The following is an 11,869-nucleotide window of genomic DNA, read 5'->3' on the forward strand; positions in this document are numbered from 1 at the left end:
TAGCGGGCGCGCCGGGGCCTGCGAGTGACGATTTTGTTATACGCGGCGCGCCCGTCAGCCGGCTGATAGTGTCAGCACCTGATCCAGCGGTTCCCCGTCAAACCGGATCTGGTCATTGCCGGCCAGTTGCAGGCGGCCCTCGCAGAACCAGCGGATGACGATGGGGTAGAGTATATGCTCCCGGGCCTGTACCCGTTCAGCCAGGGTTTCGGCGGTATCGTCCGGCTCCACGGGGAGTTCGGCCCGGGCGATGACCGGCCCGCCATCCAGGTCCTCGGTGACGAAGTGGATGGACACGCCATGCACCTGGTCACCGGCGTCGATGGCCCGTTGGTGGGTGTTAAGGCCACGGTACTTGGGCAGCAGCGAGGGGTGCACGTTGAGCATGCGTCCCTGGAACGCCCGTACCAGCTCGGGCGTCAGGATGCGCATGAAGCCTGCCAGCACCACCAGGTCCGGCTGGCGACGCTCCATCTCAAGGCGCAGGGCGGCATCAAACGCTTCACGGGAATCGTAATGGGTGTGGTCGACGGTAAAGGTTTCAATGCCTGCCTGGGCCGCCCGCTCCAGGGCAAACGCCTGGGGGCGGTTGCTGCCCACCGCCACGATGTCCCCCGGGAAGTCACGTTCCCGTGAGGCGTCGATCAGGGCCTGGAGATTGGTGCCGCTGCCCGACGCCAGTACCAGGATACGAGGTCTGTCCACCGGATCTGCCTGCATACCGCTCATCCCCGGACCAGTCCCGGCGCGTAGCGCACCTGGGCGGGCTGGGATAGGTCGTCCTGGCTTTCAATGGTGCCGATCTGCCAGGCGTTTTCGCCCAGGGCGGTCAGGGTATCCAGGGCCAGGGCCTTCTGCTCCTCCGGTACGCAGACGATCATGCCCACGCCGCAGTTGAAGGTGCGGTACATCTCGGTATCTTCCACGCCGCCCTGGTCCTGCAGCCACTGGAACACCGCAGGCAACTGCCAGCTTTCGGTATCGATGGCGGCAGTGGTGCCGTCGGGCAGCACCCGGGGGATGTTCTCCGGAAGCCCGCCGCCGGTGATATGGGACATGGCACGAACATCAACGGTTTTAATCAGTTGCAGAAGATTCTTGACGTAGATTCTGGTCGGGGCCATCAGGCTTGAGGCCAGGGTGCCGTCGGCCATGGGCTGTTCCAGGTCGGCCTCTGTAACTTCCAGGATTTTGCGGATCAGGGAGTAGCCGTTGGAGTGAGGGCCCGATGACGCCAGGGCGATCAGGGCATCCCCCGGCTGTACCCGGGTGCCGTCGATGACGCCGTCACGTTCCACCACGCCCACGCAAAAGCCCGCCAGGTCGTAGTCATCACCTTCGTACATGCCGGGCATCTCTGCGGTTTCGCCGCCCACCAGGGCGCAGCCAGCCAGTTCACATCCCTTGCCGATACCCTCCACCACAGTGGCGGCCACGTCCACGTTCAGTTTGCCGGTGGCGTAGTAGTCGAGGAAGAACAGGGGTTCGGCGCCCCCCACCACCAGATCATTGACGCACATGGCTACCAGGTCGATGCCAATGGTGTCGTGGTTCTGGAGTTGCATTGCCAGGCGCAGTTTCGTGCCGACGCCATCCGTTCCCGACACCAGCACCGGTTCACGGTACCCCGTGGGCAGGGAGACCATGGCGCCAAAACCGCCGAGCCCTCCGAGCACTTCCGGACGACGGGTACGCTTTGCGGTGTCCTTGATACGGTCCACCAGTTCGTTGCCGGCATCAATGTCCACGCCGGCATCACGGTAGGTGAGGGAGGGCTTCTGTTCGCTCATGTCTGGGTCAGCCATGTTGGTCGGTGATGTGAGCGCGGGATTTTACCAGTTGCGGTAATGGGCTCCAACTATGATTGGCGGGATGTCCGCACTTTCCCGGACCCGCTCCCCGGGCGTGGTTGCTACTCAGGGTCTGGGCCATCGTGTATCCTATGCCCCCGTGTACCAGTAACGCAGGGTGAATCATGGCAGTCGAGCATCAAAAGTACCGTCAGCTCCGGGGAATCGTCGTCCTGATGACCCTGCTGTGGTTACTGGTATCAGCCACCTTCGCCCATGGCGTGGTGGTTGACGGGCTTTACCAGGCCGAGGTGCCTGTCTCCGGTGAGGAGGATGCCCAGCTCCAGGAGGGCTACCGGGCCGGCCTGGAGCAGGTGCTGGTGCGTGTCTCCGGTGACCGGAACGTCATGGATCGTGAGGGTGTGGCGTCGCGGATGGAGAACATTGAACCGCTGGTGGAAAGCTGGCAGGTGGAGCCGGGATCGTCCGGTGAGGACCAGTTGCAGATGGTGTTTTCGGCCCAGGGGGTAAATCGTCTGCTGGCGGATGCCGGTGCCAGGGTATGGGGCGCGAATCGTCCGAAAACCCTGGCCTGGATCGCGGTGCAGGACGGGGGCGACCGGGGGCTGCTGGTGGAGACTGGTGACCGGTCCGGACAGGGGTGGTCGGCCCTGATCCATGACAACGCGGAGCAGCGGGGCCTGCCCCTGGTACTGCCGCCGGCGGACCGCGCATCCGATCGCAGCCTGCTGTCGGAGGTCTGGGGGCAGTTTATGGGACAGATTTCCCGGGCGTCTTCCGGTATCGAGCATGACCTGCTGGCCGTGGTGCGTGTCCGGCAAAGCGATGGTCGCTGGCAGGCCAGTTGGCTATACCAGGGCCGGGGCATCGAACAGTCCCGCTCGGTGTCCGCCGATAGCCCCGAAGCCCTGGCCAGCGCCATGGTGGATGCCTGGGCAGGTGAACTGGCGTCGCGGTTTGCGGTGGCCGGTGATCGTATCGAGACTGATCCCTATGTCAATCTGGTTGTCGAGGGTATTGGTTCGCCGTCGGACTATGCCGCCATCAAGCAGGCACTTTCCCGCCTCAATCCGGTGGAATCCGTGGGCGCCACCAGCGTGTCCCGTGATCGTATCGTATTCCGGGTGGAGCATGCTGGCGGGGTGGCTCAGCTCCAGCAGAATATTGCCCTGGATGACCGCTTCCGGGCACTGACCGGTGGCGGTGATGACGACGACGGCGGCGAGTCCGGAAGAACCGACTCCGGGGCAATCGGGCAGATGCTGTTCTACCGCTGGCAGGACAATGTGGTCGCTCCGTCGGAGGCGGAAGACCAATAACCGGTTTCAGGACCAAGGACCTGACGTTGCTAAGGACCCGATGTTGCTAAAGTGGCGATGGATACCCAACGGGCTGACCTTTTTCCGGATACTGCTGGTGATTCCGTTCGTCTGGACGCTGACAAGCGATCAATATCGTCCTGCCCTGGCACTGTTTGTCCTGGCGGCGGTCACCGACGGACTGGACGGCTTCCTGGCCAGGGTCTGCGACTGGAAGACACGGTTGGGGGCCATCGCCGACCCCCTGGCCGACAAGTTTCTGATGATCACCGCCTTTCTGGTGTTGAGTGTTACCGACGTGCTGCCCCTGTGGCTGTTCGGGCTGGTGCTGGGGCGGGACCTGGTGATTGTCGGGGGTGGTTTGCTGTTCCATCGCCTGGTCGGCCCATTTGATATACAGCCGAGCCTGTTCGGCAAACTTAATACCCTGGTGCAGATCCTGGCCGTGCTGGCGGTGATGATGGCGGAGGCCGGTTTCAGCATGCCTGCCACTACCCATAAGTTGGCCATAGCGTCAGTGGCCTTCATGGCCGTGGTGAGTGGGGCCCATTATGTTGGTCTGTGGGGAATATGGGCCGTTCGGGGGGAGTCATCATGAGCGGTGCGCAACTGACCCTGGGAGTACTGCTGCGGGATGCTGCCCGCTGGGCCAACTTCCATGGCGAGCGCAACGCCACGGCGGTGTCGCTGATCCGGGGGGGCTGTGGCAGTGACGGGCATCCTCTGGTGGTGATCTGTGGCGACGAGGACACCGGCAAGAGTCACCTGTTGCAGGCGGCCTGCCACGATTACGAACAGTCTGGCCGCAGTGCGGTGTGTTTCAGTCTGGCGGAGCTGGAAGAGCTGGGCCCCCAGGCGCTGTCCGGGGTCGAAGCCATGGACCTGATCGCCCTGGATGATGTGCACCTGGTGATTGGTCAGCCGGACTGGGAGGAAGCCCTGTTTCACCTGTACAACCGGGCCCGGGACCTGGGGCACCAGGTTATGATCACCCTGGATAATACCCCATCGTCCCAGACCTTTGTGCTGGCGGATCTGCGCTCACGCTTTCAGGAGGGGCTGCTGGTGCAGTTGGGCACCTATCGTGACGACGACCGGATCACCATATTGCAGGCCCGTGCTGAACAGCGGGGGCTGGTGCTGAGTGATGAGGTGGCCGGATTCATCATGCGCCGCTCGTCCCGCCGACTGGGGGCGCTCCTGTCTGTCCTGGATCAGCTCGATGAGAACTCGCTGCGGGCCCAGAGGCGGCTGACCATTCCCTTCGTGAAGTCTGTCATGGGGTGGTAAGATAGCGGGTTTTCACCCGAGGCGGACGCAATGCGCTCCGCTCTCTCCGAAGAGGATTTCCCCATGAGCGTGTCCCACGAGCTGTTGTCCGAAGTGGCTGACCGTCTTCTGGGCATTGAAGTCGAAATGCGCCGGATTGAGGTATGGTCCAGCGAGCCCCCTTCCGATGAAGCCCTGTCCAGTACCCAGCCGTTCTGCATCGACACCCTGGAATTCACTGAGTGGCTACAATTCGTATTCCTGGCGCGCATGCGGGTTATCGTGGAGCGGGGGCATGGTCTGCCGAATGTCTCCGGTATTGCGCCCATGGCGGAGGAATACTTCCGGGCCCGCCCCGAGCCCGGCGATGGCCTGGTGCGCGAGCTGGAAGCGATAGACGAGCTGCTCAGCGAGTCCTAGTGGACCGTTTGGTCAATTCGCTGACGCGGGTTACTGGCTGTCCGACAGCGCCGGCATCAGTTGACGGCCCTCCCGCACCTGTGCGAACAGGCTGGCCAGTTCCTGGCTGGATACCGGCGGGCAGAACCGGTGTCCCTGTACCATGTGGCATCCCGACTGGCGCAGGAACCGGTCCTGGTCCTCGCTTTCAACTCCGGCGGCGACCACCCTCAGCGACAACCGCCGGGCCAGACTGATCAGGGTATGGGTAATGGCGGCGGTATTCTCGTCATCAGGCGACCGCTGAAGCAGGCTTGGATCAATCTTGACCTGGTCGAAGGGCAACTCCCTCAGCAGGGTGAGGGATGACAGGCCGCTGCCAAACCGGTCCAGGGTGAGGCTGATACCGATTTCCTTGAGCCTGTGCAGCACCGCTGCGGTCTCCTCCAGTCGATCCGACAGGATGCGTTCGTCAATTTCTACCATCAGCAGGGCCGGGTCCAGCCGGGTGGCTTCAATGGTGCGTTGCAGCTCCTCCGCCAGGTGAGGGTGATTGTACTGGCGGGATGACAGGTTGATGCTGATTCGCACCGGTGAGCCGCTCATGGCCTGGATGGCCCGGGCCTGCAGGCAGGCATTGCTGCAGATCCATTCGCCAATGGCATGGAGCTGACCACTCTGTTCCGCCACCTCCAGGAAATCCGCCGGCGACAGCATGCCCCGGCCCGGGTGGTTCCAGCGCAGCAGGCTTTCCAGGGCCACGATCTGACCACTGCGGGCGTCCAGCACGGGCTGGTAGTGGAGATCCAGTTCACCGGCCCGGATGCCGGCGCGCAATTCCTGTTCCAGGGACATCTGCCGCTGCATTTCGTGGTTCATGTCCTCGCTGAAGAACTGGATATTGTTGCGACCGGCCTTCTTGGCCCGGTACATGGCCATATCGGCGTTTTTCAGTAGCTGTTCGTAGCTGAAACCGTCATCCGGGGCCACTGTTATCCCGATGCTGGAGGTGATCACCAGTTCGCCTCCGGGCACCTTCACCGGCTCGGTGATGGCCTCCAGGATGCCCCGGGCCACCTTTTCGCAGCCTTCCGCGCCGCTGACATGGTGTAATAGCACCGCGAATTCGTCGCCACCGAGCCGGGCAATGGTGTCTTCCTCCCGTATGGTATTCCTGAGCCGTTGTGACAACGTCTTGAGCAGGGCGTCGCCGGCGTCGTGGCCCAGGGTATCGTTGATGCGCTTGAAGTGGTCGATATCGAGGCCGATCAGCGCGCAGTTGTGGCCATGGCGGCTGGCGCTGGCCAGGGCCCGGCGACAGCGATCCTCGAACAGCCGGCGGTTGGCGGTACCGGTTAGCACATCGAAATGGGCCAGGTAATGGAGCTGGTCCTGGGTTTTGCGGATCTCCGAAATGTTCTGGCCGATAAGGATAAGCTGCTGGCGGTCTTCTTCCTCGTCCTGGAGCAGGTTCAGGTTCCAGAGGATGATGTGGTCGGTGCCATCGTAGCTCTGGATGCCGGTTTCCAGAATCTCCTGGGTATGACCGGTGCCCAGGGTCTTGAGGATCTTCCAGCTCATTTCGTCCCGGTATTCCTCGGGTATGAAGGTTTCCACCAGGTTGCGGCCCACGGCTTCATCACGGCTGTAGCCGAACAGGGCTTCCGCGGAGGCGTTCCACTGGCGGATCCGGAAGGTGGAGTCGATCAGCATGATCGGGGTGGCCGCGGTATCGAACAGTGCCCGGAAATGCCGGGAGGAGCGCCGGAAGGACCGTTCCGCCTGCTGCCGTACGAACACCTCGTCACGAAGTTCCTGGTTGATGGCCTGCAGCTCCCGGGTACGTTCCTCCACCACTTCCTCAAGGTGGGATTCGATCCGGCGTCGTTCCCGCAGCAGTGCCCGTACGTAGACAAAGGTTCCCGCCAGCACCAGCATGGCGGGGCCCGCCGACCACATGAAACGGATCAGCGTCTCCTGCTCAAGGGGCACCTTGGGGGCGGTGAGCAACACAAGGGGGCTCAGGGCCAGCACCAGTATTACCAGGCTGACCAGACTGTCCGCCAGTATTGGCAGCCAGCGCTCCCGAATTTGATGGGTCCTGGTTTCTTCCATGTATCCCTACCTGTATCCGGCCCGGGAGTCCGCGCGGGTTCTCCGCGCATTCCTGGTGTCCGATTGTCTCTGGTGTCAGCCCGGGTCGGGGCTGCCCTCGACGTGAAGCCTCATGGATAGATCGACGGCTTCCACATCCTTGGTCAGTGTCCCTATGGATATATAGTCGACACCGGTTTCCGCAACGGGTACCAGGGTATCCCGATTGATGCCGCCCGACGCTTCCAGGCGGCAGGCGCCCGCGACCATGGTGACCGCGGTTTTCATCTCGTCCAGCGAGAACTCGTCCAGCATGACGATATCGGCGCCGGCGTCCAGGGCCTCATGCAGTTCGGCCATGTTCTCGGTTTCCACTTCCACCGGCCGGCCCGGTGCAATCTGTCGTGCCTGGCGGATCGCGTTGGCGATGGAGCCACAGGCGGCAATGTGGTTCTCCTTGATCAGGAACGCATCCCACAAACCGATACGATGGTTATAGCAGCCTCCACAGGTCACTGCGTACTTTTCTGCCAGCCGCAGCCCTGGCAGGGTCTTGCGCGTATCCAGCAGCCGTACCCCGGTATGGGCCACCTCGTCGGCGAATTCGCGGCAGCGGGTGGCTACCCCGGACAGGGTCTGCAGCCAGTTCAGGGCCGAGCGTTCACCGGTCAGCAGGCTTCGGGCAGGACCCTCGCAGGTGAACAGTGTCTGGTCCGGGGCCACCCGGTCACCATCCGCCACCGCCCAGGTCACGGTTACTGACGGATCTATCTGACGGAACACCTCATCCACCCAGGCTCGCCCGGCAATCACCGCCGGCACCCGGGTGATTACCCGAGCCCGTGCCCGTTGCCGCTCCGGGATCAGGGCAGCGGTTATATCGCCACTGCCGATATCTTCTCTCAGGCTGAGGGCAACGGACTCAGTACGGCTCTGGCGTAACAGCTCTTCGGACATGGGTGTCATGGTCGCTCTATTCCGGTCGGTCAATCGGGGCCGCTGATTGTATCGGCAGGTGCCTGTGACTGGAAATGCCCCGTGTATCGATCCATGGATCATTGGGTGACGTTTTACGTCAGTTTTTGCGAAAAGGCGACCGGTAGCATCCACCGGAGTGCCGAAAATTGGAGCTGGTATCACGAAATTGTGATGCTGTTCCTCTGTTCACAAATGGTGACAAAAACTGACACATATTGACGAAGTAAGCGCCTATGATACCCGATATAAGAGTGTCAATCATTGTAAAACAGGGCCTGAAACCATGGCACAGGAAAGCAAGGTAGTCAGTCTCAGAGACGCGCCAGGGGCGCGTACGGAGTTACCCGCTGCCCTAATACGCCTGAGGGATGCCTCTGCACGATCCCTGACCAGGGTCATGTCGGAGTTTTTCGATAGCGCCGACGATGTATTGTTCAGCATGGCGGACCGGGCGGGGTCCAACCAGGACCAGATTGCCTATTTTGACGCCATGCGGGAACTGCGTCTGCGGCGCAAGACCATGACCAATACCATGCTCCAGTGGGTGGCCCGGGCCTTCAACGAGATTGGCCGGTTTGATCCCATGCCCCGGAGTCGTGGTCTGGAGGATGTGGATCAGGACTCACTGACACTCCTCGATGACAACGAGCTGGAACAGAAAGTTGCCATCGAAAGCCTGATCAACAAGCTTGCCAACCGTTATGCCGAACCGGTGCGCCTGCTGAGTGCCCGTATTGCCCATGTTTCCGGCTACCATGAGCTGGCCGACCGCCAGATGCCCCTGAGCCCGGAAGTGATCTGTACCGGTCTGGGGGAGGCCAGTGGCGAACTGGATATTGATATTCGTGCCCGGCTGGTGGTCCTCAAACTCTTCGACCGGCTGTTACTGGACCGCCTGAGTTCGCTCTACCAGGATACCAACCGGATGCTGGTGGCCGAGGGTGTGCTGCCGGATCTCAAGCGTCCGTCGGCGGCAACCCCCGCGAAAGACGAGGCTCCACGTCGTCCGGTGCCGCCACCCGCAAAGCGTGCGTCCGCAGATACCGAACGACCGCAAGGCGACAGCAGTGACGAGGCCGAATCTTCGGTGACCTTCTCCGAACTCACGGCGCTGCTGCATCGTAGTGAAGGTGCCCAGCAAGGCCTGTCCGGTGGTGTGGCTGCCGGTTCCGGCACAGCACCGCAACTGGATACCCGCACCCTGATGAAGCAGCTGGGTGGCATCCAGGGGTCGGCCATAACCAGTGAAAACGGTGAAGTGCTGCCTCTGTCGGAGCTGCTTGGCCGGGTACTGGAACGTGGCGCCGGGCAGGGTGGCCAGGGCCTGCCGGTCAACCAGGTGGACGGTGATGTGATCAACCTGGTGGCCATGCTGTTCGAGTTTATCCTGGACGACCGCCAGTTACCGTCGGTCATGAAGATGCTGATCGGCCGCCTGCAGATTCCGGTGCTCAAGGTGGCGCTGCTGGACCGCAGTTTCTTCAATCGCGGTGGTCATCCGGCCCGCAAGCTGCTGAACGAACTGGCCCTGGCGGGCATTGGCTGGTCCCCGCGGGGGGATAACCAGCGTGACCCGCTGAGGGAAAAGATTGAAGGCATTGTCGACCGGTTGCTGAACGAGTTTACGGACAACGTCGGACTGTTCGATGAATTGCTGGTTGATTTCCAGCACTTCATGGACCTGGACCGTCGCCGCCGTGAGCTGGTGGAACAGCGCCTGCGGGATGCAGAAGAGGGCAGGGCCAGGCATGAGCTGGCCCGTGAACGGGTGGGTAAGCTACTGGCCGGTGTGCTGGATACCTACCGACTGCCGGACAGGGCGCTGGCCATTGTCCAGGAACCCTGGCGGAAGTACCTGGAGTGGCTGTTCCTGCGGGAAGGGGATAAATCCGGAGCCTGGCAGGAAGCCACCGACCTGACTATCAGGCTGGCCTGGAGTCTGGATCCTCAACCCGTGGAGGAAACCACCCGGGATGACCTGCTCAAGGCTATTCCCGGCATCACCGATGCCCTGCGCAGGGGGCTCCACGAGATTTCCTGGGATCCGTTCGCCATTGACGCGGCCATCCGTGATCTGGAACTGGCCCATGTGGATGTCCTGCAGGGACTGGTGACCCATCCCCGCAAGCCGGAAGCCGAGGAAGAGCTTCCCAGCGGCCCGGCGGATGAGCTGGTCGCCGAGCCGGCGCCCGAAGCCAGGCAGACAGTGCCCGAGCCGGCACCGGAACCCGAACAGCGGACACCGGAGCCTGGGGCAAAAGCGGATGACGTCCCTGTCCTGAAAGTGGCAGAAGACGAGCCGGCCCGGGCAGAGCCCGAGGCCCGCAAGGCCGTCAAGGCACCGGAACCCACCGTGACACAGGAAAAGGCGCCGACGCCGACCCCGGAAGACAAGGCCGGCACCAGGGCGGAGACCCCGACCCCGGAAGACAAGGCCGGCACCAGGGCGGAGACCCCGACCCCGGACGTGGATCCTGTCTGGATGGAAAAAGCCGCTGGCCTGCGGGTTGGTTGCTGGGTGGAGATGCCCCGGGACAATGGCCGCCTGCGTTGCAAGCTGGCGGCAATCATCCGCGCTACCGGCAAGTACATCTTCGTTAACCGCAATGGCGCCAAGGTGGCGGAATACCTGCAGGATGAGCTTGCCATGGCTCTTTCCACGGGCAGCATCACCATGCTGGATGACGGCCTGATCTTCGACCGGGCGCTGGAGTCCATTATCGACAACCTGCGTCACAACCGTCGGGACTGAGGGAACCCATCCCGGGAGTCTGCCGGATAACGTCCGCGCGGACTCCTCGCCCTGGCCGGGGCTTTATGATTCAATTCGGGATCTGACATTTGCCAACTAGCAGGAAAGCCGTGTCCGATCCCGAATTCTCCTACCTTGCCTCTGAACTGCGAACGTCCGGTCGTCTGCCGTCCGCCCGCTGGTGCCCCTCACCCAACTTCGGTCCCCGCCCGGACGAGGACGATATCTCGCTGCTGGTGGTCCACAACATCAGCCTGCCGCCGGAACAGTTTGGTGGCCCCTATATCGAGGACTTCTTCCGCAACCGTCTGGATACATCCGCCCACCCCTATTTCCGGGAAATCGGCGAAATGAAGGTGTCGTCGCACCTGCTGATTCGCCGGGACGGGGAAGTGCTGCAGTTTGTCAGCCTGCGGAGCCGGGCCTGGCATGCCGGGCGGTCGGCGTTCTGCGGTCGGGAGGAATGTAACGACTATTCCATTGGTATTGAGCTGGAGGGGGCGGACCATATCCCCTACACGAAAAAGCAGTACCGGACCCTGGTGGAGGTAACCCGGCAGATCATGGCGGGCTGGCCGGCGATTACCGAAGACCGGATAACCGGCCATAGTGATATCGCCCCGGGCCGTAAGACGGACCCCGGCCCGGCCTTCGACTGGAACTATTTCCGCCGGTTGCTGGCTGGCTGATCAGATGCGGGAGCGGTGTTGCTCCCAGAGCACTTCCTCGCCGCCATCCCGTCTTGCCAGTACCCTGGCCACAACGAACAGCAGGTCTGATAATCGGTTGAGGTAGTGGCGGGCGTCCGGGTTGATGGAGTCCTCGTGCCCGAGGGCCACCACGACCCGCTCGGCACGACGGCAGACGGCACGGGCCAGGTGGCACTGGGCGGCGGCCACCGATCCCCCGGGCAGGATAAAGTTCTTCAGGGGCGGCAGGTCGGTGTTGTAATGATCCAGGGTGTCCTCCAGCCAGCGGATATGCTGTTCGCCGATCACCTCGCTGCCGGGAATGGCAAACTCTCCGCCCAGGTCGAACAGGTGGTGCTGGATACGGCGCATGGTTCCGACCATCTCCCCGTCGGGTGCCAGTTGTTCGATCAACAGGCCGATATGGCAGTTGAGTTCGTCGGCGGTGCCCATGGCCTCGACCCGCTGGGCGTTCTTGGCAATCCGGTTACCGTCCGCCAGGCCGGTGGAACCATCATCGCCGGTGCGGGTGTAGATCTTCGACAGTCGGTTACCCAT

General features: G+C 62.5%; 11 protein-coding genes. 6 read left to right on the plus strand and 5 right to left on the minus strand.

Annotation, left to right across the window (positions count from 1 at the left end):
- Nucleotides 1–54: 54 nt before the first annotated feature.
- A complete protein-coding gene (gene purN, locus ACJO2E_RS13840; protein WP_406964585.1) occupies nt 55–720 on the minus strand; it encodes a phosphoribosylglycinamide formyltransferase in 666 nt (221 codons plus the stop codon).
- A 5-nt stretch (nt 721–725) separates the two neighbouring features.
- The gene (gene purM, locus ACJO2E_RS13845) at nt 726–1,790 is read right to left on the minus strand and encodes a phosphoribosylformylglycinamidine cyclo-ligase (protein WP_406964587.1); all 1,065 of its coding nucleotides are present in this window, start codon (nt 1,788–1,790) and stop codon (nt 726–728) included.
- A 185-nt stretch (nt 1,791–1,975) separates the two neighbouring features.
- On the opposite strand from purM, the gene ACJO2E_RS13850 reads away from it, so the two are divergent.
- The 4 genes from ACJO2E_RS13850 (at nt 1,976) to ACJO2E_RS13865 (ending at nt 4,819) form a co-directional block, all read left to right on the plus strand.
- On the plus strand, nt 1,976–3,130 hold the full coding sequence (locus tag ACJO2E_RS13850) for a DUF8605 domain-containing protein (protein ID WP_406964588.1): 1,155 nt from the start codon (nt 1,976–1,978) through the stop codon (nt 3,128–3,130).
- A 40-nt stretch (nt 3,131–3,170) separates the two neighbouring features.
- Nucleotides 3,171–3,728 (plus strand): CDP-alcohol phosphatidyltransferase family protein, encoded by a 558-nt coding sequence (locus ACJO2E_RS13855; RefSeq protein WP_406964589.1) that lies wholly within the window; start codon nt 3,171–3,173, stop codon nt 3,726–3,728.
- Nucleotides 3,725–4,420 carry a DnaA regulatory inactivator Hda gene (gene hda, locus ACJO2E_RS13860; protein WP_406964591.1) on the plus strand — a complete coding sequence of 232 codons (696 nt, stop codon included), beginning with the start codon at nt 3,725–3,727 and terminating at the stop codon, nt 4,418–4,420. Before ACJO2E_RS13855 ends, hda begins: the two co-directional genes overlap by 4 nt.
- 63 nt (nt 4,421–4,483) lie before the next feature.
- A complete protein-coding gene (locus ACJO2E_RS13865) occupies nt 4,484–4,819 on the plus strand; it encodes a YqcC family protein (RefSeq protein WP_406964592.1) in 336 nt (111 codons plus the stop codon).
- 30 nt (nt 4,820–4,849) lie between these two features.
- Here ACJO2E_RS13865 and ACJO2E_RS13870 read toward each other — a convergent pair whose 3' ends face one another.
- Together ACJO2E_RS13870 and nadC are read right to left on the minus strand one after the other, a co-directional pair.
- Nucleotides 4,850–6,913: a putative bifunctional diguanylate cyclase/phosphodiesterase gene (locus ACJO2E_RS13870; protein WP_406964593.1), complete on the minus strand. Its 2,064-nt coding sequence runs from the start codon at nt 6,911–6,913 to the stop codon at nt 4,850–4,852.
- Between the two features lie 75 nt (nt 6,914–6,988).
- Entirely contained in the window at nt 6,989–7,858 is an 870-nt protein-coding gene (gene nadC, locus ACJO2E_RS13875; RefSeq protein WP_406964595.1) for a carboxylating nicotinate-nucleotide diphosphorylase, read from the minus strand.
- 295 nt (nt 7,859–8,153) lie between these two features.
- Here nadC and ACJO2E_RS13880 point away from each other — a divergent pair, with 295 nt between their 5' ends.
- Together ACJO2E_RS13880 and ampD are read left to right on the plus strand one after the other, a co-directional pair.
- Nucleotides 8,154–10,622, plus strand: a complete 2,469-nt coding sequence (locus ACJO2E_RS13880) for a DUF1631 domain-containing protein (RefSeq protein ID WP_406964596.1) — start codon at nt 8,154–8,156, stop codon at nt 10,620–10,622.
- A 110-nt stretch (nt 10,623–10,732) separates the two neighbouring features.
- A complete protein-coding gene (ampD, locus tag ACJO2E_RS13885; RefSeq protein WP_406964597.1) occupies nt 10,733–11,311 on the plus strand; it encodes a 1,6-anhydro-N-acetylmuramyl-L-alanine amidase AmpD in 579 nt (192 codons plus the stop codon).
- Here ampD and ACJO2E_RS13890 read toward each other — a convergent pair whose 3' ends face one another.
- Entirely contained in the window at nt 11,312–11,869 is a 558-nt protein-coding gene (locus ACJO2E_RS13890; protein ID WP_406964598.1) for a cob(I)yrinic acid a,c-diamide adenosyltransferase, read from the minus strand.

Source organism: Marinobacter shunpengi (genome assembly GCF_045449695.1).
In the GTDB taxonomy this organism is placed as follows: Bacteria; Pseudomonadota; Gammaproteobacteria; order Pseudomonadales; family Oleiphilaceae; genus Marinobacter.